Source organism: Janibacter cremeus (assembly GCF_013409205.1).
Lineage (GTDB): Bacteria > Actinomycetota > Actinomycetes > Actinomycetales > Dermatophilaceae > Janibacter > Janibacter cremeus.
Genome location: NZ_JACCAE010000001.1, coordinates 2,933,281 through 2,957,737 on the forward strand (window position 1 = coordinate 2,933,281; position 24,457 = coordinate 2,957,737).

25 protein-coding genes are annotated in these 24,457 nt (G+C 70.9%); 16 read left to right on the forward strand and 9 right to left on the reverse strand.

Annotated elements, in window-relative coordinates:
• Nucleotides 1–660, forward strand: coding sequence for an HD domain-containing protein (locus BJY20_RS13960; RefSeq protein WP_185992083.1), 660 nt, complete (start codon nt 1–3; stop codon nt 658–660).
• Here BJY20_RS13960 and BJY20_RS13965 read toward each other — a convergent pair.
• Together BJY20_RS13965 and BJY20_RS13970 are read right to left on the reverse strand one after the other, a co-directional pair.
• Nucleotides 623–901: a DUF4031 domain-containing protein gene (locus BJY20_RS13965; RefSeq protein WP_185992084.1), complete on the reverse strand. Its 279-nt coding sequence runs from the start codon at nt 899–901 to the stop codon at nt 623–625. The genes BJY20_RS13960 and BJY20_RS13965 overlap by 38 nt on opposite strands.
• Complete coding sequence (locus BJY20_RS13970) at nt 898–3,504, reverse strand: DEAD/DEAH box helicase (RefSeq protein WP_185992085.1); 2,607 nt, start codon at nt 3,502–3,504, stop codon at nt 898–900. Before BJY20_RS13970 ends, BJY20_RS13965 begins: the two co-directional genes overlap by 4 nt.
• Before the next feature lie 47 nt (nt 3,505–3,551).
• On the opposite strand from BJY20_RS13970, the gene BJY20_RS13975 reads away from it, so the two are divergent.
• The 5 genes from BJY20_RS13975 to BJY20_RS13995 all read left to right on the forward strand — a co-directional run bounded on the left by BJY20_RS13975 (nt 3,552) and on the right by BJY20_RS13995 (nt 7,820).
• Nucleotides 3,552–4,565, forward strand: a complete 1,014-nt coding sequence (locus BJY20_RS13975) for a hypothetical protein (RefSeq protein ID WP_185992086.1) — start codon at nt 3,552–3,554, stop codon at nt 4,563–4,565.
• Nucleotides 4,562–5,101 carry a hypothetical protein gene (locus BJY20_RS13980; RefSeq protein WP_185992087.1) on the forward strand — a complete coding sequence of 180 codons (540 nt, stop codon included), beginning with the start codon at nt 4,562–4,564 and terminating at the stop codon, nt 5,099–5,101. Before BJY20_RS13975 ends, BJY20_RS13980 begins: the two co-directional genes overlap by 4 nt.
• Nucleotides 5,102–5,268: 167 nt before the next feature.
• Nucleotides 5,269–5,658, forward strand: a complete 390-nt coding sequence (locus BJY20_RS13985) for a hypothetical protein (protein WP_185992088.1) — start codon at nt 5,269–5,271, stop codon at nt 5,656–5,658.
• Entirely contained in the window at nt 5,658–7,148 is a 1,491-nt protein-coding gene (locus BJY20_RS13990; RefSeq protein ID WP_185992089.1) for a sensor histidine kinase, read from the forward strand. Before BJY20_RS13985 ends, BJY20_RS13990 begins: the two co-directional genes overlap by 1 nt.
• Complete coding sequence (locus BJY20_RS13995) at nt 7,149–7,820, forward strand: response regulator transcription factor (protein WP_185992090.1); 672 nt, start codon at nt 7,149–7,151, stop codon at nt 7,818–7,820. It begins immediately after the preceding gene.
• On the opposite strand, the gene BJY20_RS14000 is transcribed toward BJY20_RS13995, so the two are convergent.
• From BJY20_RS14000 to BJY20_RS14020, 5 genes are read right to left on the reverse strand one after another with little or no spacing between them, the layout of a single operon-like run.
• Complete coding sequence (locus tag BJY20_RS14000) at nt 7,813–8,436, reverse strand: response regulator (protein WP_185992091.1); 624 nt, start codon at nt 8,434–8,436, stop codon at nt 7,813–7,815. The genes BJY20_RS13995 and BJY20_RS14000 overlap by 8 nt on opposite strands.
• Nucleotides 8,433–9,725, reverse strand: a complete 1,293-nt coding sequence (locus BJY20_RS16545; protein ID WP_185992092.1) for a histidine kinase — start codon at nt 9,723–9,725, stop codon at nt 8,433–8,435. Before BJY20_RS16545 ends, BJY20_RS14000 begins: the two co-directional genes overlap by 4 nt.
• A complete protein-coding gene (locus tag BJY20_RS14010; protein WP_185992093.1) occupies nt 9,722–11,806 on the reverse strand; it encodes an MMPL family transporter in 2,085 nt (694 codons plus the stop codon). The genes BJY20_RS16545 and BJY20_RS14010 overlap by 4 nt, the downstream gene beginning before the upstream one ends.
• A 60-nt stretch (nt 11,807–11,866) precedes the next feature.
• Nucleotides 11,867–12,223, reverse strand: a complete 357-nt coding sequence (locus tag BJY20_RS14015) for a PadR family transcriptional regulator (RefSeq protein WP_343062911.1) — start codon at nt 12,221–12,223, stop codon at nt 11,867–11,869.
• Nucleotides 12,220–12,672: a hypothetical protein gene (locus tag BJY20_RS14020; protein WP_185992094.1), complete on the reverse strand. Its 453-nt coding sequence runs from the start codon at nt 12,670–12,672 to the stop codon at nt 12,220–12,222. The genes BJY20_RS14015 and BJY20_RS14020 overlap by 4 nt, the downstream gene beginning before the upstream one ends.
• Before the next feature lie 126 nt (nt 12,673–12,798).
• On the opposite strand from BJY20_RS14020, the gene BJY20_RS14025 reads away from it, so the two are divergent.
• From BJY20_RS14025 to rpsT, 4 genes are all read left to right on the forward strand, one after another.
• Nucleotides 12,799–15,027 (forward strand): helicase C-terminal domain-containing protein, encoded by a 2,229-nt coding sequence (locus BJY20_RS14025; protein WP_185992095.1) that lies wholly within the window; start codon nt 12,799–12,801, stop codon nt 15,025–15,027.
• A 10-nt stretch (nt 15,028–15,037) separates the two neighbouring features.
• Nucleotides 15,038–16,009, forward strand: coding sequence for an aldo/keto reductase (locus tag BJY20_RS14030; protein WP_185992096.1), 972 nt, complete (start codon nt 15,038–15,040; stop codon nt 16,007–16,009).
• Nucleotides 16,006–16,968, forward strand: coding sequence for a DNA polymerase III subunit delta (gene holA, locus BJY20_RS14035; RefSeq protein WP_185992097.1), 963 nt, complete (start codon nt 16,006–16,008; stop codon nt 16,966–16,968). The genes BJY20_RS14030 and holA overlap by 4 nt, the downstream gene beginning before the upstream one ends.
• A gap of 178 nt (nt 16,969–17,146) precedes the next feature.
• Nucleotides 17,147–17,407 carry a 30S ribosomal protein S20 gene (gene rpsT / locus BJY20_RS14040; protein WP_185992098.1) on the forward strand — a complete coding sequence of 87 codons (261 nt, stop codon included), beginning with the start codon at nt 17,147–17,149 and terminating at the stop codon, nt 17,405–17,407.
• 66 nt (nt 17,408–17,473) lie between these two features.
• Here the strand turns inward: rpsT and BJY20_RS14045 are convergent, their stop codons facing one another.
• A complete protein-coding gene (locus BJY20_RS14045) occupies nt 17,474–17,914 on the reverse strand; it encodes a type II toxin-antitoxin system PemK/MazF family toxin (protein WP_185992099.1) in 441 nt (146 codons plus the stop codon).
• Between the two features lie 108 nt (nt 17,915–18,022).
• Here BJY20_RS14045 and lepA point away from each other — a divergent pair, with 108 nt between their 5' ends.
• The 4 genes from lepA (at nt 18,023) to BJY20_RS14065 (ending at nt 21,564) form a co-directional block, all read left to right on the forward strand.
• Complete coding sequence (gene lepA / locus BJY20_RS14050; protein ID WP_185992100.1) at nt 18,023–19,879, forward strand: translation elongation factor 4; 1,857 nt, start codon at nt 18,023–18,025, stop codon at nt 19,877–19,879.
• Nucleotides 19,880–19,957: 78 nt separating this feature from the next.
• The gene (locus BJY20_RS14055; protein ID WP_185992101.1) at nt 19,958–20,776 is read left to right on the forward strand and encodes a helix-turn-helix domain-containing protein; all 819 of its coding nucleotides are present in this window, start codon (nt 19,958–19,960) and stop codon (nt 20,774–20,776) included.
• Nucleotides 20,777–20,780: 4 nt separating this feature from the next.
• Nucleotides 20,781–21,029 carry a VOC family protein gene (locus tag BJY20_RS14060; protein ID WP_185992102.1) on the forward strand — a complete coding sequence of 83 codons (249 nt, stop codon included), beginning with the start codon at nt 20,781–20,783 and terminating at the stop codon, nt 21,027–21,029.
• Nucleotides 21,030–21,087: 58 nt separating this feature from the next.
• Nucleotides 21,088–21,564, forward strand: a complete 477-nt coding sequence (locus BJY20_RS14065) for a DUF4442 domain-containing protein (protein WP_185992103.1) — start codon at nt 21,088–21,090, stop codon at nt 21,562–21,564.
• A 72-nt stretch (nt 21,565–21,636) separates the two neighbouring features.
• Here BJY20_RS14065 and BJY20_RS14070 read toward each other — a convergent pair whose 3' ends face one another.
• Entirely contained in the window at nt 21,637–22,422 is a 786-nt protein-coding gene (locus BJY20_RS14070) for a tyrosine-protein phosphatase (RefSeq protein ID WP_185992104.1), read from the reverse strand.
• An 83-nt stretch (nt 22,423–22,505) separates the two neighbouring features.
• On the opposite strand from BJY20_RS14070, the gene hemW reads away from it, so the two are divergent.
• Nucleotides 22,506–23,768, forward strand: a complete 1,263-nt coding sequence (gene hemW, locus BJY20_RS14075) for a radical SAM family heme chaperone HemW (RefSeq protein WP_185992105.1) — start codon at nt 22,506–22,508, stop codon at nt 23,766–23,768.
• Nucleotides 23,761–24,411, forward strand: a complete 651-nt coding sequence (locus BJY20_RS14080) for a trimeric intracellular cation channel family protein (protein WP_185992106.1) — start codon at nt 23,761–23,763, stop codon at nt 24,409–24,411. Before hemW ends, BJY20_RS14080 begins: the two co-directional genes overlap by 8 nt.
• The last annotated feature ends 46 nt before the right edge of the window (nt 24,412–24,457 follow it).

The window sequence follows — 24,457 nt, forward strand, 5'->3', positions numbered from 1 at the left end:
GTGGAGACCCTCCGGAGCAGGTGGCTCGCCGACGTCAGTGCCCTGGGCGCCGAGGCCGGGCGAGAACTCCTGCTCGCGGAGGGTACGGACCTGCTCGACCGCTGGCTGGAGGACCACCGCAGCTACCACGACGCGGTGCACCTGGCGGAGGTGCTCGCCGCCCTGGACGAGCTGCACGACGCGGGGGAGCTGCCATCGCGCGATCGTCACCTGGCCGGGTTGGCGGCGTGGTTCCACGACGCCGTCTACGACGCCGCTGCGTCCGCAGGAGCCAACGAGGAATCCTCGGCGGTGCTCGCCGAGGACCACCTGCCGCGGCTGGGCCTGGCGGAGGACGACGTCGGGCGGGTCGCCCGGCTGGTTCGCGAGAGCGCGACCCACGAGATGACGACGGATGACCCGGCGACCAAGGCCTTCCACGACGCGGACCTGTGGATCCTCGCAGCGCCCGCCCAGCGCTTCGACGCCTACTGCCACCAGGTGCGCTTGGAGTACCGGCAGGTGCGGGCCATGGACTACGCGAGGGGGCGGACCGCTGTGCTGACCCCCTTCGCCACACGCGAGCGGCTGTACCTCACCGACCACGCCCACGAGCAGTGGACGAGGCGCGCGCGGGTCAACCTCACCCGCGAGATCGACCGGCTCGCTGCGCCTGCGTGACCCGCAGCCCACTGGCGAGCAGTCGGCGGATCAGCTGCGACCCGCTGACCTCGACCGCCCCGGCCGCGACGACCTCGTCGTAGCGCTCGACCGGCACGTCGTAGTGGTCCTCGTCGAAGAGCCGGCCGGGGATACCGAGCCGCCCGGCGAAGTCGTGCAGCTCCTCGATCGAGTCGTCCGAGACCAGATGGCTCCACGTGCGGCCCCAGCCGGGCCACGTGGGTGGGTCGACGAGGATCACAGTCGCCTCAGGGCGGTGGCCAGCACGACGGCCTCACCGACCCGGTCGGAGGCGTCGAGGTCGACGGTGGCCTCGATGACCCAGTCGTGGTCACCCGCGGGGTCGGCCAGCGTCTGCCGCACGAACCACAACCGCACGTCCTGCGGGTCCTTCGTGTCGTCGACTCCCGGTGGCGGGCCGGTCTCCTCCTCGATGTGCAGGTGATGGGGTCCGCGGGCGTCCTGGTCGGTTGCGATCCGATCGTGCTCGTCCCAGTAGTCGCCGAGCGCGACGTCCCAGTCCTCGTATCGCATGACCGGGGTGCGGCCGTCGTCGGCTAGCCCGGCCGCGGCGCTCTCGATGCCGGCCAAGGCGCTGAGGTCGTCGCGGGAGGCCTGGTCCACCCGCTGCCACATCGCACCGCGGACCATCGCGCGGAAGGGACCCCGGCGCGCGCTCAGCGGGCGCGGGGGAGGAGCGGCCTCCTCGTGGCTGACCAGACCCGCAGTGTGCTCGTCCGGGTTGGCCAGCGCCTCCCACTCGTCCAGCAGCGAGGAGTCGGTCTGGCGCACGGTCTCGCCGAGCCACTCGATGATCTCCTCCAGCTCGGGGGAGGAGTGGGCCTCGGGCACCGTGCGCGTCAGGGTCCGGTAGGCGTCGGTGAGGTAGCGCAGCACGAGTCCCTCGCGCGGGCCGAGCTCGAATCGGCGCACGAAGTCCGCGAAGGACATGCCCTCCTGCCACATCAGCCGCACGACCGACTTGGGGACCAGAGCCTCCTCCGGCAGCCAGGGGTGAGTCTGCCGGTAGGTCTCGAAGGCGGCCGCGAGCTCCTCCGCGAGCGGTTGCGGCCAGGTGATCTCGTCGAGCAGGCGCATCCGTTCGTCGTACTCGATGCCGTCGGCCTTCATCTCCCCGATCGCCTCACCGCGGGCCGCGTGCTGCTGGGCCATGAGGATCGCCCGTGGTGCCTCCAGGACCGACTCGATCGTCGAGACGACGTCCAGGGCGCGTCCCGGGTCGTCCGGGTCGAGCAGGTCCAGAGCGGCCAGGGCGAAGGGGGCGAGAGGCTGGTTGAGCGCGAAGTCCTTCGGCAGGTCGAGCGTCAGGTCCACCGTGCGACCCGTCCCGTCCGGCTCGGCCAGGCGCTCGAGCACACCGGAGTCGAGGAGGCTGCGCCCCAGACGGATGGCGCGACGGGCGAGGCGAGCCCTCCCCTTCGCCTCCTCGTGGTTGTCCCTGGTGAGGCGGGAGAGGGCCGCGACCGCGTCGCCGGGACGGGCGACGACGTTGAGGATCATCGCGTTGTCGACCTTCATTCGCGAGCGCAGCGTCTCCGGCTGTGCCGTCGTCAGCTTGGTGAAGGTGTCCTCGGTCCACACGACGAAGCCCTCCGGCGCCTTCTTGCGCTGGACCTTCTTGCGCTTCTTCTCGTCGTCCCCGGCCTTGGCGAGGGCGCGGTGGTTGTCGATGACGTGCTCGGGTGCCTGGACGACGACGTAGCCCTGGGTGTCGTACCCCGCACGACCGGCGCGCCCGGCGATCTGGAGGAACTCGCGCACGCGCAGCACGCGGTGGCGGGTGCCGTCGAACTTCGTCAGCGAGGTGAACAGCACGGTGCGGATCGGCACGTTGATGCCGACGCCGAGGGTGTCGGTGCCGCAGATGACCTTCAGCAGTCCCGCCTGGGCCATCTGCTCGACGAGCCGCCGGTAGCGCGGCAGCATCCCCGCGTGGTGCACACCGACCCCGCGGCGCAGCATGGCCGAGAGGGTGCGGCCGAAGCCGGCCGAGAAGCGGAAGGTCGCAAGGCGGTCGGCGATGGCCTCCTTCTCGTCCTTGCTGAGCAGCTTGAGCGTCTGGAGGAGCCGGGCGTGCTCCGAGGCTTTCGCCTGGGTCTGGTGGACGACGTAGACCGGCGCCCGGCGCCAGTCGATGATCTCCTCGATCGTCTCCTGCAGCGGCGTCATCGCCCACGAGAAGGTCAGCGGCACAGGACGCTCGGCGTCGTTGACCACGACCACGCCGCGGCCGGTGCGCTCGGCCAGGTCCTCCTCGATGGCGCGGGTGTCGCCGAGCGTGGCCGACATCAGCAACATCTGCGCCTGCGGCAGCTCCAGCAGCGGTACCTGCCACGCCCAGCCACGCTCGGGCTCTGCGTAGTAGTGGAACTCGTCCATGACCACGAGCCCGACATCGGCCGTGCTGCCCTCGCGCAGGGCGAGGTTGGCCAGCACCTCTGCGGTGCACACGATGATCGGGGCGTCGGCGTTGACCGAGGCGTCCCCGGTGAGCATGCCGACGTTGTCGGCGCCGAAGGTGGCACACAGGTCGAAGAACTTCTCGCTGACCAGGGCCTTGATCGGTGCGGTGTAGAAGGCGACCTGGTCCTGGGCGAGCGCGTGCGCGATGGCACCGGTGGCCACGAGTGACTTGCCCGAGCCGGTGGGCGTCGCCAGCACGACGTGGTCGTCCCCCAGGAGCGCGAGCAGTGCCTCCTCCTGGTGAGGGTAGAGAGTCAGCCCGCGATCGCCTGACCACTGCGTGAAGCGCTCGAAGACGTCATCGGCGTCCGTCCCGGTCGGGATGGACAGGTGCTCGGGGGCTGTGTGTGTCGACGTCATCGTGACCACATGGTCCCAGTGACGCAGCGGTGGTGCACCATGGGGCTGTGAGTTACTCGCAGTTCACCACGGACGAGCACGGGCACTCCTTGCCCCGTGCCATCACCACCGACACGATCACGATGCACGCGCCCGCCGTCGCCGACATCTCACTCGTGGCCGAGCTGATGGGCGTCCCCGCCGAGGCGGAGCGACCGGCGGAGATCATCGCCACGTGGCAGGAACACTGGGACGAGCACGGGTACGGCACCTTGGTCATTCGCGACGTCGAGGGCGATGCGGTCGGCTTCGTCGGTCTGCGCGCCCATGCCCAGTTCATCCGGCTCACCCTGCGCACGGTCGAGACGGCCGGCAGCCGGGCCCTCGAGGCTCGGGCCCTGCGGCTGGCCACCGCCTACGCGATCGAGTGGTTGCCCGACCTTCCGGTCCGCATGCGGATCGCTCCGGAGGATGCCGCGACCCGCTCGACCCTCGAGTCGGCCGGGATGGTGCACGTGACGGATCTCGACCACACCACCGACGAGGGGGACTGGCAGGTCCTGGAGCTGCCGTACGTCCGTGTCGCCCAACGCATCCCCTCGCGTGCCCGTGAGGCGATGCTCGCCATGTGGGTCGAGGTGAACGACGCCGGTGGGGCGGTCGGGTTCCTGCCCGGAGCCTCTGCCCAGGAGGTCGCGCCGGTGCTCGACGGCTACGCGACGCGCACGGAGGCGGGCGAGACGGCATGCGTGTCCCTGAACTCCCCGGTGGGCGATCTGCTCGGCTTCGGCTTCGTGGTCGGCTCCACCGGGCAGCTCACGCGTCACGGAGCCACGTTCGAGCGGATCATGACCGACCCGGCCCGGCGAGGAACCAACCACGGCGCACTCCTCATGGCCGGCCTGCACCGGGCGGCCCGTGAGCGGGACGTGGAGCTGGTGACCTTGGACTACCGGGGTGGCACCGGCCTGGGCGAGTTCTACACGCGCTACGGCTACGCCGAGGTCGGTCGGGTGCCGGGGGCGTTGCGCGTGGCGGCCGACGACGACCGCGACGGCGTCATCATGGCGAGGTCGCTGTGAGCGAGTTGGTGCCCTTCGGCCACGAGCAGACCTGGCTGGCCGTGCGGGACCAGGCGCAGCACAGCGTCGTCGAGGCGCTCGGCCTCACCGACGGTCGGGTCACCGAGGTCGACGAGGCCGTCCGCGAGGCGCTCGGCAGCGCGACGGCCGTGTTGCCTCCCATCCCGGGAGCAGGCGGTAGGTGGACGCTCGTCGTCGGTCAGGACATGGCCAGTCCCTCCACGGCCCGGATCACGACGCTGTCGGCCATGCTCGGGACCGGAGTACAGCTCTTCGGGACAGCCGAGCACGGAGCGCGTCACTGCCTCCTCGTCGAGCGCGGCGCCGTACAGCGCGAGGTCGACGTCGTCGAGGGAGGTCTGCCGGGCGTTGCGGCGGAGTGGAGCCTCGACCCGACGACACTGGCCGGTCCCGCGCCCGGGTCGGCACTGCTCGTCGGCGCCCTGCGAGCAGAACCACCCACCCCGGACACCGAGCCAGGGCTGGCGCAGCTGCCCCCCCGTGGCGGGTTCTGGGGGAAGATCCTCGGTCGCTGAGTCCTCCCGCCTCGATCTCGACCCACCTGAGCGTGGTTGATGAGGATCTCCTCATGTGTTTTTCACGCACGGCTCATGGCTCTTCTCTATGGTCGAGTGCATCGACTCACCGACCGAGGAACCGTCCTGATGACCCGTCCAGACCGCACCAGCACCGGAGTCCCGTCGTGAGCCGCTGGCGCATCGGACGCGAGGGCCTGCTCGTCGTGGCACTGCTCAGCGTGCCCCTGCTCGTCTTCCTCGGCTTCCGCGTCGCCGCCGCGCCGGCCGACCCCCCGCCCGTCGAGAAGGGGCCGGTGGAGCTGACGACGAGCACGATCTCACCGACGTCGGGCTCATCGTCGACGTCCTCCTCGCAACCGTCGTCCTCGTCCACGCCGACCCCGACCTCGACCACCCGAGCGACGCCCCAGCCCACGTCGACGACCCGACCCACGTGGACACCGGAGCCCTCGGTGACCCGGACCCAGGCGCCGCCACCGCCGGTCTACGACGATGACGATGACGATGACGATGACGATGACGATGACGACGACGATGACGATGACGACGACTGATGTCCGCTGAGGTGGTCCCGCGGCGGCGCCGGCCCCGGCTGTCCCGCGAGACGATCGTCGCGTGGATCGTGCTCATCCTCTTCGTCACCCTGCTCTCGGTCGTCATCGTCGTGCACGAGACCCTGCACCTGACCGTGACCGAGCGCGCCAACGCCGATGTCACGCAGGAGGTCCAGGAGTTTCGTGCCTTCAGCCGGGACGGTGTTGACCCGAAGACCTCGCGTCCCTTCACCTCGGCCGAACGGCTCCTGCAGTCCTACCTCTCCCGGCAGCAGCCCGGCGCCGACGAGATGCTCGTCGGCTACGTCGGCACCGAGGGCGCCGTGACCATCTCCCGAGGGGCCGAGGCGCCGACGGCCCAGGAGTACGACCTCACCCGGGACCAGGAGCTGCTCGAGCAGACAGCCCGGTCCTCCTCCGGGATCCACGAGACCCCGGCCGGTGAGATGCGGTGGGCCAGAGCCATCGTCGATGTCGCCGATGGCGAGGACGCCGTCTTCCTCGTGACGTCCTTCACCGGTCCGGCGATGGTGGAGGTTGATCGCTCGACCCGCATGCTCGTGATCGCCTCGGTGTCCGCCCTCCTCTTCGCGGGGGTGGTCTCCTGGATCGTCGCCGGTCGGCTGCTGCGCCCCGTGCGCCTCGTCCACGCGGCGGCCGAGGAGATCACCGAGCAGGACCTCACCCGTCGCATCGACGTCGGGCACGATGACGTGTCGGGCCTGGCCTCGACCTTCAACCGGATGCTCGACCGGCTCGAGGAGGCGTTCCGGACGGAGCAGCGTTTCGTCGACGATGCGGGCCACGAGTTGCGCACACCGATCACCGTCATCCGGGGGCATCTCGAGCTGATGGACGACGACCCCGCCTCGCGAGCGGTGACGATGCGCGTGGTCACCCAGGAGCTGGACCGGATGAGCCGGATCGTCACCGACCTGATCGCCCTGGCCAAGGCCGATCGTCCCGACTTCATCCGCCCTGTCGAGGGCGTGGACGTCTCCATGCTCACCGTCGCCCTCGAGGCCAAGATCTCGGCGCTGGCCGACCGGCGCTGGCGGGTGGACCTGATCGCCGAGGGCGAGGCCCGGCTGGATGCCGATCGGGTGACCCAGGCGGTGCTGCAGCTTGCGCAGAACGCCGTCCAGCACACCGCCGACGGCGACGCGATCACCCTGACCTCGCAGTTCACCGACGACCCGGAGCTGGGGCCCTGCCTGGCCATCAGCATCACCGACACCGGACCCGGTGTCGACGCGGCCGACCGGGAGCGCATCTTCCAGCGGTTCACCCACGGTGAGCCACTCGACGGCCGCCGCCACAGCGGTGCCGGCCTCGGGCTGGCCATCGTCAGCGCCATCGCGGACGGACATGATGGCGGTGTCCGGGTGGGCGGCGTGCCCGGGGAGGGCGCGGTCTTCACCCTCCTCATCCCGGACGAGCAGGACCACAGCAGCCAGGACGACCTGGCGCCGAGCACATCGGAGGACTAGATGAGCGCCATCCTCATCGCGGAGGACCACCCGGAGATCTCCAGCTTCATCGACAAGGGGCTGCGGGCCAGCGGCTACGTCACGACGCTGACGGCCGACGGACGACAGGCGTGGGCGCTGGCCTCCACCGGGGCCTTCGACCTGCTGGTCCTCGACGTGGGGCTGCCGGGTCTCGACGGCTTCGAGGTGCTGCGCCGCCTGCGCGGGGACGGCGTGGAGATCCCGGTCATCATCCTCACCGCCCGGGACGGCGTCGACGACACGGTCACCGGCCTGGAGGGCGGGGCCAACGACTACATGACCAAGCCCTTCCAGTTCGCCGAGCTGCTCGCCCGGGTGCGACTACGACTGCGCGAAGGGGGTGCCGCCCCCGCCGAGGAGGCGACCCTGACCGCCGGTGACCTCAGTCTCGACGTCCGCCGGCGCACCGTGCTCATCGGTGGGAGCGAGGTCGAGCTGACCGCCCGGGAGTTCGCGCTGCTGGAGGCCTTCGTCGAGCACGCCGACCAGGTGCTCTCCCGCGAGCAGCTGCTCGGCATGGTCTGGGACATGGACTTCGACCCCGGGTCGAACGTCGTCGACGTCTTCGTGCGCTCCCTTCGCTCCAAGATCGGCGCCGAGCGCATCCTGACGGTGCGGGGAGTGGGCTACCGGCTCAAGCCGCTCAGCTGAGCAGACCGTCCTCGCGTGCGCGGGCGACAGCGGCGGTGCGCGAGTCGACGTCGAGCTTGGTGAAGACGTGCACGAGGTGGGTCTTCACGGTCGCCTCGGAGATGACCAGCTCCTTGGCGATCTGCCGGTTGGGCAGTCCACGGGCGACGGCGGCGAGGATCTCCACCTCACGCGTGGACAGGTCGGCCTGCGGCCGTGAGATGCGGGCGACGACCCGCTGTGCCAGAGCGGGGGAGAGCACCGTCTCACCGGCGGCTGCCCGCACGACGGCGGAGGTGATCTCTGCAGGGTCGGCGTCCTTGAGCAGGTAGCCGGCGGCCCCGGCCTCGACCGCACGCACGATGTCACGGTCGGTGTCGTAGGTGGTCAGGACGAGGACCGCGGGCGCGCTCGCTCGGGAGCGAAGGGCGGTGGTCACCCCGACCCCGTCGAGGCCCTCGCCCAGACGCAGGTCAGTGACGACGACGTCAGGCGTCTCCCGGGCGGCGACGGCGATCGCATCCTCACCGGTCCCGGCTTCGCCGACGACCTCGATCTGCTCGCTCTGCCGGAGCAGGGCGATGATCCCCATCCGGGTGACCGGGTGGTCCTCGACGACGACGACGCGAGCGCTCATCGCTGCCCCTCCTCGGGTGCGTGGGTGTGCACGGGTAGCCAGGCCGAGATCGCCGTCCCCTCACCCGGGCCCGACTCGACGGCCAGGCCGCCGCCCAGCTCGCGCAGACGGGCCCGCGTGGCGCGCAGCCCGTAGCCGCCGTCGCCGGCGGGCGAGCGGGTGGTCCAGTCGCTGGCATCGAAGCCGCACCCGTCGTCGACGACGTCCACGCGCAGGGCGTCGCCGGTGACGTCGAGGCTGACGACGACGCTCGAGGCCCGGGCGTGCGAGCGGACATTGGCCAGGGTGCCCTGAACGCACCGCAGGAGAGCCACCTCGGTGGTGGTGGCCACGGGCGGGACGTTGCCGCTGACGACGACACGCGCCTGCACGCCGCTCTCGACCTCGAAGCGGTCGGTGACCCGGTGCAGAGCGGCGGTCAGACCCCCTTCGTCCAGATCGGCGGGGGCCAGGGCGCCGACGACCCGGCGTGACTCCTCCAGTCCCTCGGCAGCACCGTTCTCGAGGTGCTCCAGCAGCTCGCGCACCCGAGCGGGGTCCTCCTCGGCGCGGGCGGCGCGGGCCAGGAGCAGGATCGAGGAGAACCCCTGGGCGAGGCCGTCGTGGATGTCGCGGGAGAGTCGGGTGCGCTCGCTCGTCGCTCCGGCCGCCCGTTGCACACGGGCGAGCTCGTCGTTCAGGGCGGCGGTCTCCTCCTGGGCGCTGTAGAGCGAGGCGATGAGCCGCTGGCGCTCGATGCCGTCCCGCACGAGGGCCATCTGCGCCCGCGAGATCCCCAGCGCGACGACCATGCCGATGAAGGGTCCGATGACGGCGGCGAAGCTCGTCGCGCTCGCCTGCCGGATCGGCTCGGCGACGACCACGACGAGGATCGCCAGCGAGAGGAGGATGCCGCTGCCGAGCGGTAGCAGGTGGCCGGCGAGCAACCACAGGGGGAAGGCGAGCCAGACGTTCTCCGGGGAGACCAGGACGAGGCCTCCCCACACGAGGGCGAGCACGACGAACCAGGCCGCGCCACCCACCCCGCGCCGGCCGAGGGGGATCCCTACGAGGTACCAACCGACGAAGGCCGCCAGGGCACCGACCTCGGCGACCGGGTGCGCCCCGGCGCCGATGGCCCGGGTCGCGCAGATCACGACGAGGGCGGCCAGGAGGGCGTGCTGTCCCCACCTCAACCAGCGGGTCGTACCCGAGGCCACGGAGTCCTCGCCGGGAACGCCGATGGGACCGGCCACGCGGGCGTGCTGGGTGTGGGGCGTGGCCGGTTCCGCGACGTCTGGAGCGTTCACGAACGCGACGCTACCCGGCTGGGGCGAGAGGGCCACCAGAAGCGGTCCCCGATCAGAGCAGTCGCCGCCGGGACGATGACCGTGCGCACGATCAGGGTGTCGAGCAGCACTCCGAGTCCGACGATCAGGCCCAGCTGGCCCAGGACGACCAGCGGGAGTACCCCCAGTGCGGCGAAGACCGCGGCGAGGACGATGCCGGCGCTGGTGATGACGGCGCCGGTTCGGGCCACCGCTCGGGCGACGCCCTCCCGGGTGCCGTGCTCGGCCGACTCCGCCCGGGCCCGGTGCATGAGGAAGATCGTGTAGTCGATCCCCAGGGCGACGAGGAAGAGGAAGGCCACGAGCGGGACCTGCACGTCCAGGGCCGGGTGGCCCAGGAGGTGCTCGTCGAGCCAGGCGCCCAGACCCAGCGCGGCCAGAGCGCTGGCGGCGTTGAGGGCGAGCAGTACCAGCGGGCCGATCACGGCGCGCAGCAGGAGCGCCAGCACGGCGAGGCTGACGAGGAGCACGAGCGGGACGACCGTGCTCAGGTCGCTCTCGGCCGCGGTGCGGGCGTCGAGCAGCTCGGCCGAGCCGCCACCGACCCGGGCGTTGGCGTCGGTGACGCCGTGGGCTGCCTCGCGCAGCTCCATGGCGAGGTCGAGGCTCGCGGGGGAGCCCGGTGCGGGCTCACCGGTGAGCGTCAGCTGCGTCAGGCCGGCACCGTTGGTGCCGGTGGGGTGCACGCTGGTCACGCCGTCGACGTCCTCGAGGGCGGTGATGGTCGCGTCCGTGGCGGTGGTGTCCGTCGTGATGGTGAAGGGAGCCGCTGCCCCGGCGGGAAAGTGCTCGCCGACGGTGACGAGACCGTCTGCGGACTCGGAGGCGGTCCGGAACGAGTCCGCTTGGCTCAGGCCGATGCTCGCGCCGAAGAGCCCGGAGGCGAGCACGGCGAGCAGAACCAGGCCGCTGACGAGGTGCGCGGCCGGTCGGGCGACGACGCGGCGGGCGACCTTGGCCCACAGGCCCTCGTGGTCGAGGTCGTCACCGGGACGCGGGATGAAGGGCCAGAAGACCTTGCGACCGACGAGCGCGAGCGCGGCGGGCAGGACGAAGGTGATCGCCAGCAGGGCGATGACCAGACCGACGGCCGAGGCCAGGCCGAGTCCACGGGTGCCGGGGACGCTCGCGAGGAGGAGCGTGCCCAGGGCGAGGACGACGGTGGCGTTGCTGGCGAGGATCGCGGGGACGGTGGCGCGCCAGGCGGCGGCCAGAGCGGCACGGTGGTCCTCGTGCTCGTGCAACTCCTCGCGGTAGCGGGAGATGAGCAGCAGGGCGTAGTTGGCGCCGGCCCCGAAGACGAGCACCGAGACGATTCCGGCGTCGAAGGGCAGGCCACTGAAGTCACCGACGGCAGTGGTGATGGTGCCCGCGAGCTGGTCGGCTATCCCGACCACGAGCAGCGGCACCAGCCAGAGCACGGGCGAGCGGTAGGTGAGCAGGAGCAGGAGGGCGACGACCCCGATGGTCACGGCGAGCAGGGTGAAGTTCGCCCCGTCGAAGGAGGAGGTGATGTCGGCGCCGAAGGCAGGACCACCGGTCACCTCGACCGTCATGCCGGAGGGGGTGTGGTCGGCGACGTCGCTGCGCAGCGTCGCGATCTTCTCCACGGTGGTGTCGGAGTCCGCGGAGGTCGTCACGGGCAGCGTGATGACTGCGGCCTCGCCGTCCTGGGAGACCCGAGCCGGGGAGGGTGCGTCGGCGGAGGGGAGCTGGCCGGCCATGGCGTCCAAGGCGGACACGTCCTGATCGGAGAGCGTGTTGCCCCCCTTCGTCGCTACGAGCAGAACCGGTACCTGGTCGCTGTCGGGGAAGCTGTCCAGCTGCTCCGCCACCAGCGCCGACTCGGCGGTCGAGGGATAGTTGTCGCCCCGCGGAGGCGCCTGGGTGGAGCCGAGCAGCGTGCTGGCCAGGCCGATGACGACGAGGGCCAGGACGAGCACGATGGCGGCGCCGCGGCGGCCGGTCAGGCGGGCTGCCGGACTTCGTGCAGGGCCGGGTGGAGGGCTGTCGGGACGATGGGGCCGCAGGGTCGCTGTCATGCCATCCATTCCAGCCGCGGAGGGGGCCTGGCCACATCGCGCTGGAGGTTGGTCCTGCGATCAACCTTTCGATGGATCCACCGCCGCGGTGGTCGACTGGAGCCGGGCGAGGAAGTCCAGTCCGAGGTCCGTGAGCGAGTAGTCCTTGCGGGGCCGGCCCGTGCGCTCGACGGGGACCGCCTCGACGCTGAGCAGGCCGCTGCCTGCCAGACGCTTGAGGGTGCGGTAGAGGCCGCGCTCGGTGATCTGCCAGCTGGTGCGGTCGGTGAACTCGGTGCGGATCGTCGCGGCGGGGACTGCCGACAGCTCGTCGATGATCTGGAGCAGGACGAGCGTGGTCATGGACTTCTTGTAGACCTCGACCCACCCGGTGACCAGCTCGTCGAGCCACTCCTGCGCCTCGGTGGGCTCCTTCACCGGGGGGCCTCGAAGCCCCGACCGAGGATCGCGCCGAGGGAGTGGGCGAGCAGACCCATCAGCCAGAAGGTCGGCATGCCCACCACGACCCCGAACCACCCCGGGTCCATGACGAAGTCCTCGCCGGCCGACGGGGCCGCCACCGCAGCGTTGCCGGAGACGGCGAGCAGGAAGAAGTGCCCGAGGTAGCCGCCGACGACCGCGGCGAACGTGACCACGTGGGCCGCGAGGAGGCCGAAGCGCACCTTGCCCAGTCGGTCGCGGTTGCGCAGCAGGAAGCCGGCGTACCCGAGGGCGATGAGGGCCGTGAGGACGCCGGCGAGGATGCCGACGGCGTGTCCGCACGCGGCGAGGACGAGCTGCATGGCCAGGCTCGCGGCGATGACGGCGAGCGCGTAGTGCTGCAGCGAGGTGGTGGTCCCGGCGAGGCGCTCGGTGGTGGTGGTCATGATCGGTCCCCCCAATTGGATCCCAAGGTTGTGAACCCAAGGTACACAACCTTGGGGCGTTTTGGGTGCGGGCAAGTGTGTGGATGGCCGGTGCGGGGGGTCGGCTCGGGCACCTAGGGTGGTGCGGTGTCCTCGTCAGTTGAGTCCCTGCTCGCCGCCGCCGTCGGGGGAGTGGGCGGCACCACCCGCCCGGGGCAGGTCGAGATGGCCAACGCCGTCGCCCGCGCCATCGACACCGAGGAGCACCTGCTCGTCCAGGCAGGCACCGGCACCGGCAAGTCACTGGCCTACCTCGTGCCCGCGGTCGAGCACGCCCAGCGGACCGGACACCCCGCTGTCGTGGCCACGGCGACTCTCGCCCTGCAGGCGCAGATCGTCGATCGGGACATGCCCCGGCTCGCCGACTCCCTGGCCGGTCACCTCACGCGCCGCCCGACGTACGCGATCGTCAAGGGCCGCCGCAACTACGTGTGCAAGCACAAGGTCGAGGGCGGCTTCCCCGACGAGGACGAGGGCATGTTCGACGTCGGCGAGGTCGATGCTGTCGCCGGTCGCCTGGGCAAGGAGGTCGTGCGGGTCCGGGAGTGGGCGGCCGAGACCGAGTCCGGTGATCGGGACGAGCTCGTCCCCGGCGTCTCGGAGAAGGCGTGGCGCCAGGTCTCCGTCTCCGCGCAGGAGTGCCTCGGCTCGAAGTGTCCGATGGTCGCCGAGTGCTTCGTCGAGCGCTCGCGCGAGGCGGCGAAGGAGGTCGACGTCATCGTCACCAACCACTCCTTCATGGCCATCGACGCCTTCGAGGGGCGGCCGATGCTGCCCGAGCACGACGTCCTGGTCATCGACGAGGCCCACGAGCTCGTCGACCGGGTCACCTCGACGGTCACCGACGAGCTGACCCCCGGCTCGATCCGCGCCGCGGCCAAGCGGGCGCGCAAGTACGCAGAGTCCACCGACGACCTCGATGACCTCGCCGGCGACCTCGAGGCGGTGCTGGAGCAGGCCCCCGAGGGGCGCCTGACGGCCGGCATCCCCGACTCCCTGGCGAGCATCCTCGGTCGGTGCCGCGACGTCGCCCGCACCCTGCTCACCCAGATGAAGCCACCGAAGGGGGAGAACGTCGACGGGCCCCGCCAGATCGCCCTCGCCGCGGTCGACGAGTTGCACGAGACCGCAGCGCGGATGCTCGAAGAGCACGAGCTGGACGTCATGTGGGTCAGCCGCGACCCGCGACGCGGACCGCTGCTGCGGGTGGCACCGATGAGTGTTGCCATGCGCATGCGGGAGCGGATCTTCGGTACCGGTGCCACCGACGACGACGACTCCGTGCGCGACCGCACAGTCATCCTCACCTCGGCCACCCTCGAGCTCGGCGGGACCTTTGACGCCGTCGCGGGCACGCTCGGCCTGCGCGGCCCCGGTGCTCCCGAGTGGACCGGTCTGGACGTCGGATCCCCTTTCGACTATGCCCAGCAGGGGATCGCCTACGTCGCCGAGCACCTGCCCGCTCCCGGCCGGGACGGGCTGGCTTCGCAGACCCTCGACGAGATCGAGGCACTCGTGCGTGCGGCGGGCGGTCGCACCCTGGGGCTCTTCTCCTCCATGCGCGCTGCCAAGGAGGCGAGCGAGGCCATGCGCGAGCGCCTCGACGACGAGTTCACAGTGCTCTGCCAGGGCGAGGAGATGATCGGCACCCTCGTGCGCGACTTCGCGCGGGACCCGAAGACGATCCTGTTCGGGACACTCACCCTCTGGCAGGGCGTCGACGTGCCCGGCAGCGCCTGCCAGCTCGTGCTCATCGACCGCATTCCCTTCCCCCGACCCGACGATCCGCTCTCGTCGGCGCGCACCCAGGAGATCGCCCGCCGTGGCGGCAACGGCTTCATGGCGGTCTCCGCCACGCACGCCGCCCTGCGCCTCGCCCAGGGCGCCGGCCGACTCATTCGCAAGGGCGACGACCGCGGCGTGGTCGCCTTCCTCGACAACCGGATGATCAAGGCGCGCTACGCCGGCTTCCTGCAGCGCTCGCTGCCTCCCTTCTGGCCGACGACCGACCGTGGGCTCGTCCTCGGCGCGCTGCGACGCCTCGACCAGATCGCCCCCGAGGTGCAGCCCGTCGCCGACCCGGCGAAGCGCGGGATGACCGGACAGCCGGTCGCCGCCGACCCCGGTCCGGCCGACGGGGTGCGCACGGCCGTCACGCAGGGCGAAGGGTGGTCCAGCCAGGACGACGACGAGCTACGGGACGGCGTCGACCTCGGACTGCCGCTGACCGAGCTCGCCGCCTCACTCGCGCGCGATGAGTCGGCGGTCGCGGCCCGCGCGAAGGCGCTCGGACTCGCTGTCCCCTCCCGGGGCTAGCCTGTCGCCCATGGAACTTCGCCGTATCGGACGCTCCGGCCTGACCGTCTCCGCCGTCGGCCTGGGGTGCAACAACCTTGGTCGTCGCGGAGCCGCCACCCAGAACCAGGAGGGCAGCGACGCCGTCGTGCACGCCGCGCTCGACGCCGGCATCACCCTCTTCGACACCGCCGACACCTATGGCGCCGAGCCCGGCCTGTCCGAGGCGATGCTCGGCGCGTCCCTGGGCAGCCGCCGCGACGAGGTGGTCATCGCGACGAAGTTCGGCATGGATGTCAGGGGAACGAACGGCCCCGACTTCGGCGCTCGCGGCTCGCGGCGCTACATCATGACGGCGGTCGAGGCCTCGCTGCGGCGCCTGGGCACCGATCACATCGACCTCTACCAGTTCCACAGCCCGGACCCGTTGACGCCGATAGAGGAAACCTTGGCGGCCCTCGATGACTTGGTCCGCGACGGCAAGGTCCGCTACATCGGCCACTCCAACCGCGCCGGGTGGCAGATCGCGGAGGCGGAGTTCGTCGCCCGTGCGCGTGGTGGGTCACGGTTCATCTCCAGCCAGAGTCACTACAACCTCCTCGACCGCCGCGCCGAGCTCGAGGTCATGCCCGCGGCGCAGGCCTACGGACTGGGCGTCCTGCCCTATTTCCCGCTCGCCAGCGGGCTGCTCACCGGCAAGTACTCCTCGGGGACCGCGCCCGAGGAGAGCCGACTGGCGCAGTCGCAGCACGTCCTCGACCGCACCGACCTCGACCAGTTGCGCGCCTTCGGCGACTTCGCCCGCGAGCGCGACCTGACCGAGCTGCAGGTCGCCTTCTCCTGGCTGGCCTCCCGCCCGAGCGTCCCCAGCGTCATCGCTGGAGCCACCCGTCCCGAGCAGGTCGTGCAGAACGCCGACGCGATCAGGTGGGTACCCACCGCCGAGGACGAGGCCGCTCTCGACGAGATCTTCCCGCCGGAGCCGAGGGTGGCGCTCTTTTGAGCAAGGGCGCCCCGCCCTTCGTCCTCGTCTCGGGACCGGAGGAGGTGCTCGCCGACCGCGCCGTCGAGCAGGTCATCGCCGACGTGCGCGTGACCGCACCTGAGGTCGACGTCGTCACGCTCACCGCGGAGGGCTACCAGGAGGGCGAGCTGACCGTGCAGGCCAGTCCCTCCCTCTTCGGCGAGGACAAGCTGATCGTCGTGCGCGACCTGCACCAGGCACCCGACGCGCTCCAGGTCGACCTGCTGACCTACCTCTCCGACCCGGCGGACTCGGTGACCCTCGTCGTCACGCACGCCTCGGGCAACAAGGGCAAGAAGGTCCTCGACACGCTGAAGAAGGCCAAGGCCCTCGTCATCCCGGCTCCGGCGATCAAGAGCGACCGCGACAAGGCTGAGTTCGTCACCAACGAGTTCCGCACGGCCCGGCGCAAGGCGAGCCCGGAGGCGGTCCAGGCCCTTGTCGAGGCCGTCGGCAAGGACGTGCGCGAGCTGGCCTCGGCCTGCCAGCAGCTCGTCGACGACACCACCGGCACGATCGACGCCGACGTCGTCGAGCGGTATCACGGAGGGCGGGTCGAGGCGACCGGCTTCAAGGTGGCCGACGCCGCGGTGGCCGGCCGTACGGGTGAGGCCCTGCGGCTGCTGCGGCACGCGGTCGACGTCGGTGTCGACCCGGTGCCGATCGTCGCCGTCATCGCCATGCAGCTGCGGCAGCTGGCGAAGGTCGGGGGAGCGGGGCGTGGCCGCAGCGCCGATCTCGCCCGCGACCTCGGGATGGCGCCGTGGCAGATCGACAAGGCCCGCCGAGCGCTGCAGGGATGGAGCGGCGACGCGCTCGGACGCAGCATCCAGGCCATTGCCGCGGCCGACGTCGAGGTCAAGGGCGGCGGTCGCGACCCCGTGTACTCGGTGGAGAAGGCGATCCTGACGATCTCGCGGGAGCGCAACGGCTCCTGACCGCCAAGTTTGGCGGGGGTGGGCGGCGCTGCTAGATTTGCTCCTTGCGTGCGCGCATGGTCGTGTGCGTACAGCGAGCACCACCCAGGGTGTCTCTCCCACGGTGTCCCCACGCCGGTCCCGAGACGCCTTGCCGCCCTCTAACGGCAACCATCGACCGAGCAAAGAAAGTACACCTGTGGCAAACATCAAGTCCCAGATCAAGCGCGTGAAGACCAACAACGAGCGCACCGAGCGCAACCGTGCGATCAAGTCGGAGCTGCGCACCTGGATCCGCAAGGTCCGCAAGGCCGTCGAGGCCGGCGACGCCGAGACTGCCAAGTCGGCTCTCGTCACCGCGAGCACGAAGCTCGACAAGGCCGTGACCAAGGGCGCCATCCACGCCAACCAGGCCGCCAACAAGAAGTCGGCCATGGCGAAGAAGGTCAACACGCTCTGAGCCGAGCACCACTGAACCTCGATGGGGGGCCGGTCACCGCAGTGGTGACCGGCCCTCTTCGTGCGCTCAGACCGGGTCGTCGTCGTACTCCCGTCCCCGCGCGACGGCCCGCACGGCCTCGGCGACGGCGACGAAGAGCTGCTCGTCCAGGACCGCGCCGTCACGGCGGACCGCGGCGGGATCGACCCGGACGACCCGGTTGACGCGCACCTCGCTGCGCCGACCGCGGTGGTCCCAGCCACCGGAGCCGATGTCGATCCAGTAGCGTCCGACGGAGGCCTCCTGGGCCTCGTCGAGGTCATGGTCGACGCTCGTCAGCTGCAGTGCCAGCAACCACGGGCCGTCGCGACCGATGAGCAGGACCGGGCGGTCCTTGCCCTGGGTGTGGTCCTCCTCGTAGGGCACGCGGGCCCACACGATCTCGCCCGGGGACGGCGTGGGTTCCCTCGGCGTGGGGGCCCACTCCAACGGTGGGTCGCCGTCGTAGTCACCGGGGTAGCCGTCCATGGGGCCACCGTAGCCCGGCCGCGTCGCGGTGTCGTTCGGCTCGGTGGGCCGGCCGTGGGAGGATGGGTGACCGACCCCTGTCCCGACGAACCCCGAGGTCCGCCACCCGTGTCACCCAAGGCCAGCGAGGCCCTCCCGCCGAATGCGACCCCGCCGGCGCAGATCCGCAACTTCTGCATCATCGCCCACATCGACCACGGCAAGTCCACGCTCGCCGACCGGATGCTCCAGATGACCGGGGTCGTGGAGGAGCGGCAGATGCGGGCACAGTTCCTGGACCGGATGGACATCGAGCGTGAGCGCGGCATCACCATCAAGTCCCAGGCCGTGCGGATGCCGTGGGAGGCGGTCGACGAGACGTTCTGCCTGAACATGATCGACACCCCGGGGCACGTCGACTTCACCTACGAGGTCTCCCGCTCGCTCGCGGCCTGCGAGGGCGCGGTCCTGCTCGTCGACGCAGCCCAGGGCATCGAGGCGCAGACCCTGGCCAACCTGTACCTGGCCATGGAGAACGACCTGACGATCATCCCGGTGCTCAACAAGATCGACCTGCCGGCCGCCCAGCCGGAGAAGTACTCCCAGGAGCTCGCCGGTCTCATCGGCTGCGACCCGTCCGACGTGCTCAAGGTCAGCGGCAAGACGGGCGAAGGGGTCGAGGAGCTCCTCGACGAGATCGTCACCCAGCTCCCCCCGCCAGTGGGCGACGCCGACGCCCCGGCTCGCGCGATGATCTTCGACTCCGTCTACGACAACTACCGCGGTGTCGTCACCTACGTGCGCGTCGTCGACGGAGCCCTCCACCCCCGCGAGAAGATCGTCATGATGTCGACGCGGGCCACCCACGAGCTCCTCGAGATCGGGGCGATCTCACCGGACATGGTCGCCAGCAAGGGGTTGGGTGTCGGCGAGGTCGGCTACCTGATCACCGGCGTGAAGGACGTGCGCCAGTCCAAGGTCGGTGACACCGTCACGGCTGCCGCCGCACCGGCTACCGAGGCCATCGGGGGATACCGGGAGCCCCGGCCGATGGTCTACTCGGGCCTCTACCCGATGGACGGCAGCGACTACCCGACGCTGCGCGACGCGCTGGACAAGCTCAAGCTCAACGACGCCGCCCTGGCCTACGAGCCGGAGACCTCCGCCGCGCTCGGCTTCGGCTTCCGATGCGGTTTCCTCGGGCTGCTCCACCTGGAGATCGTGCGCGAGCGCCTCGAGCGCGAGTTCAACCTCGACCTGATCTCCACCCAGCCCAATGTCATCTACGAGGTGACGATGGACGACGGGACCGCGGTGGAGGTGACCAACCCGAGCGAGTTCCCCTACGGCAAGGTCGCCGAGGTGCGCGAGCCGATCGTCAAGGCCACGATCCTCGCCCCGAGCGAGTTCATCGGCCCGATCATGGAGCTGTGCCAGGGCAAGCGCGGCCAGCTCGGCGGCATGGACTACCTGTCCGAGGAGCGCGTCGAGATGCGCTACACGCTGCCGTTGGCCGAGATCGTCTTCGACTTCTTCGACCAGCTGAAGTCCCGCACGCGTGGCTACGCCTCGCTGGAGTACCAGGAGGCGGGGGAGCAGTCGGCCGACCTGGTCAAGGTCGACATCCTGCTCCAGGGCGACGGCGTCGACGCCTTCAGCGCCGTCGTCCACAAGGACAAGGCCTACGCCTACGGCACGATGATGGCCGGCAAGCTGCGCGAGCTCATTCCGCGACAGCAGTACGAGGTGCCGATCCAGGCCGCCATCGGATCGCGGATCATCGCCCGCGAGACCATCCGCGCCATCCGCAAGGACGTGCTCGCCAAGTGCTACGGCGGTGACATCTCCCGCAAGCGCAAGCTGCTCGAGAAGCAGAAGGAGGGCAAGAAGCGGATGAAGAACATCGGCACCGTCGAGGTTCCGCAGGAGGCCTTCATCGCGGCGCTCTCCTCCGACGCCGGCGCCGTGGAGAAGGCCAAGAAGTAGTAGCGACCCCCACGGGTGGAGGTGCACGCGCGGACGAAACGTCGGCGTGTGCACGTCCACCCGGCTATCGTTGGACATGTGCAGTCCTTCGTCGAGGCACGACTCCCCGGCGCCCTGACCCCCTTCGTCGGGTCGATGGCCGGCTACCGCATCGACGGGGCGTCACCGGGGACCCACATCGGCATGCCGTCCGGCACGGTCACCCTCGTGCTCGCCCTCGACGAGCCGCTGCACCTCGTCGGTGCAGATGGACGAAGGGGGCGCTTCGACACCCTGATCGCGGGGATGCACGCGTCGCCGGCGCACATCCTCCACGACGGCTGCCAGCACGGCATCCAGCTCGACCTGACGCCGCACGGAGCCTCTCTGCTGCTGGGCGGGCCGCCGGGCGAGATCTCGGGCACCTCGGTCGACCTGGGGGAGCTCGTCGGGCCGTCCGCACGGAGGCTGCACGAGCGGCTCAGCGAAACACCTGACTGGAGTCGTCGTTTCGACCTCGTGGTCGAGGCCCTCTTCGCTCGTCGTGAGGCACGGTGGTTGCCGCGGCCGGAGGTAGATCACGCCTGGCAGCTCCTCGCCCGCAGTCGTGGCCGGGCCCCCGTCCGGGAGGTGGCCCGCGAGGTGGGCTGGTCACCACGACACCTGGGGGAGCGCTTCCGGCAGGAGTTCGGGCAGGCGCCCAAGACGACGGCGCGCGTCCTGCGGTTCCAAGAGAGCCACCGGCTGATCGCGGCCGGTCGCCCGCTCGCGGAGGCTGCGGCCCGGGCCGGGTATGCCGACCAGAGCCACCTCAACCGTGACTGGCTCGCCTTCGCGGGCACGTCGCCGACCAGGTGGCGCCGCGAGGACGAGATCGCATTCGTCCAAGACGAGGTGGCCACCGGTGCGCGATCCTGAGGTCATGGACACCACACAGCAGACCATGATCTCCAGCGCCCGCCCTGACGACCCGCACTTCACCACGCCGATCGGTGGGGTCATGCTCTATGTCGTCACCGACGACCCGGACGCCGTGCACACGCGCGCGAAGGGGGCCGGCGCGGCCGTCACCCGGCCCATGGAGGACGCCGACTACCGGGTCACGCGGCTTCAGCATCCTCGACCCGGAGGGCAACTCGTGGAGCTTCGGCACGTACGCCGGGTGACGTGACCAAGGCGACGCCGGTGGGCGGTACGCCCGGGGTGGGGTGGGACATAGGGTCGCACTCGTGGCACAGCAGACCTTCACCCTGTACAAGCGCATCTCCCGACTCCCGCGAGGCAAGCAGATCTTCTCGCTGCTCTACGCCAGGAAGGCGCCCTACTTCGCGACTGTGCGGCCCAAGGTGCGTCAGGTCCGGGAGAACTACGCCGAGCTGTCCATCGCCAACCGCAAGGCCGTGCACAACCACATCGGCACCCTGCACGCCATCGCCGTGTGCAACGGCCTGGAGGCAGCGATGGGACTGCTCGCCGAGGCCACCTGCCCGGCGGACAAGCGGTGGCTGCCGCGCGGTCTGCGGGTGGACTACCTGGCGAAGTCGACCACCGACCTGCTCTGCATCGCCGAGACCGACGCGGTCGACTGGGCCGGCACCCCCGGTGACGTCGACATCCGCGTCAAGGCGGTGCGCACCGACGGCGTGGTCGTCGTCGAGGGCGTCATCCCGGTCTACGTGTCGATGAAGCCGACGAAGCACACCTGATCCACCTGGGTGGACGTCGACTCGCCGGTGAATCGTCGGCGCGTTCACCTCCACCGACGGGAATGCCTGCTCCTAGCCCAGGAGCCGGCCGCGCAGCAGGTCCAGCCGGTCGTCGTCCCAGCCCTGCCCGCGCAGCCACCCGGTGGCCCCACCGTGCTCATCCTCGAGGGTGCGCAGGATCATCTCCATCGTCTCCGGCTGCGGTGTCTGCTCGTCGAGCGAGCGCCCCTGCAGCCCCCACTTGTACGGCTCGATGTCGATCAGCCGGTCGATGATCTGCCGGATCCGCTCACCGCTGGCGGCGTAGTCGGCGATGATCTCCTCGTCGGGTACCCCGGCGACCGACAGCGCCATCGCCGTGACCGTCCCGGTGCGGTCCTTGCCCGCGGCGCAGTGCACGACGGCGCCGCCACGGCTGTCCGCGATGACGCTGAGCGCACCTGCGACGGAGTCGGGACGCTGGTGCAGGTACCCCAGATAGTGGCGCGTCCAGAAGTCGGGGGTGCCGCGGTCCGGGTCGCCCTCGGAGAGCACCAGGGCCTCCTTGCCGCTGTCGGCGCTGCTGCGGGCCGCGCCCGGGTGGCGGTCCTCGGCGATGAAGCTGAGGTTGTGGTGCGCCAACGACGTCTCGCTCAGGGGGCCGGGCCCGGTGAGCTCGCGCTCGACGTCGGTGCGCAGGTCGATGATGTCGGTGACGCCCACCTCGCCGACGAGGCGTAGTACGTCCTGACGCGTGAGGTCCTGGAGGTTGTCGCTGCGCACGAGACGGCCGTCGCGGGTCCGCCCGCCGCGGAGGGTGGGCAGCCCTCCGAGGTCGCGCATGTTGACGACGCCGTCGAGCTCGATCCAGTGGGTCATGCTCCTCACCGTAGCCAGCGAGGCTGACAGGAGGGCCACCGGTTGGTGTCGGGACGGCGTCCTGTGGGTGGGAGGATGGGGCAGTGCCTGCCCTGCCCGACGGAGACGAGGCGCCGCGCGACGGTGCCCTGCCCGCCACCGCCCGTGACACGGTCGGACAGCGACCCTTCGGGATCTACCTGCACGTGCCCTTCTGCACCGTCCGGTGCGGCTACTGTGACTTCAACACCTACACGGCCACCGAGCTGGGCCCCGTCGGGGGAGCGAAAGGGGCGAGTGTCGCCACCTTCGTCGACGCGGCGATCACCGAGCTCGAGCTCGCCCAGCAGGTCCTGGGGGACCCACCGGTCGTGTCCACCGTCTTCGTCGGCGGCGGCACCCCGACGCTCCTGCCTGCGCAGGACCTCGTGCGCTTCCTCGCAGCCGTCCGCGAGCGCTGGGGACTGGCCGACGACGTCGAGGTGACCACCGAGGCCAATCCCGACTCGGTGGACGTCGACTCCCTGCGCGTCCTCGCCGAGGGCGGGTTCACCCGTGTCAGCCTGGGCATGCAGTCGGCCGTTCCGGGGGTCCTGGCGACACTGGACCGCACCCACGACCCCGCCAACGTCGCCAAGGCCGTCGCGGCCGCCCGCGAGGTGGGTCTGGCGGTGAGCCTCGACCTCATCTACGGCACGCCGGGGGAAACCCTCGAGCAGTGGCGCACCTCGCTCGAGACCGCGATCGCGCTCGAGCCGGACCATGTCTCGGCGTATGCCCTCACCGTCGAGGAGGGCACGAAGCTCGCCGCCCGCGTCCGCCGGGGCGAGCTGCCCCGGCCCACGGATGATGACGAGGCCGACAAGTACGAGCTCGCGGACGAACTGCTCGCCGACGCGGGGTTCGACTGGTACGAGATCAGCAACTGGTCACGCACGCCCGCCGGCCGGTGCCGGCACAACGAGGCCTACTGGCGCAGCGACGACTGGTGGGGTGTCGGTCCCGGTGCGCACAGCCACGTCGCCGGTGTGCGGTGGTGGAACGTCAAGCACCCCGCTGCCTGGGCCCAGCGCCTGGCGCAGGGTTCCCCGGCGGCCGCGCGGGAGCTCCTCACCCACGAGCAGCGCAGCGACGAGCAGATCCTGCTGGGCGTCCGGCTGCGGCGGGGCATGCCCACCGCCTGGCTGGCGCCGGAGGGACGAAGGGCGGTGGCCGGCCTGGTCGCCGACGGTCTCGTCGATGGTCGTGCCGCCGTCGGCGGCGACGTCGTGCTCACCCGTCGGGGACGCCTGCTCGCCGACACCGTCGTCCACCACCTCATCGCCGGGGGACCGGATCCCGCTCAGGTGAGCGCGACCCATGACTGACTCGCCTGCAGTCGTCCCGGACATCATCCGCTTCCTGGACCTGCTCGGCGTGCTCGCCAACGGCCTGCTCGGCGGAGCCGTCGCCCGCCGCTTCAACCTCGACCCGGTCGGGTTCACCGTCCTGGCGATCATCTCGGCCCTGGGCGGCGGGGCGATCCGCGACGTGCTGCTCGACCTGACGCCCATCGCCCTGACGGACCTGGACTACCTGACGGTCGCCCTCGTCGCCGCCGGCGTCGCCTTCCTGGTCCCGCTCGAGGGGCGACGCTGGCGCCAGTGGTTCCCCTGGGTCGACGCGATCGCCCTGGGTACCTGGGCCGTCGTCGGCACGCAGAAGGCCCTGCTCAACGACATCCACTGGCTGCCGGCGATACTGCTGGGCGTGCTCACCGCGTGCGGTGGCGGCGCCGTGCGGGACATGATGCTCGGCCGCGTGCCGGTGATCCTGCAGCAGTCCGAGCTCTACGCGAGCGCAGCCTTCGTCGCGGGCGCGATCTTCGTCGTCCTCGACATCGTCATTCCCGGCACGGGCGCCTCGCTCATCGCCGCAGCCGTGGGTGGTGGCATCTGCGTGCTGGCCCGCAAGCGCGGCTGGCGGCTGCCGACCGAGCCCCGGTGGATCACCGCGCATCCCAAGGACTGAGCGATCGGGACCACCGGGGTGCCACCGGCGGCGTGGATGCACGACG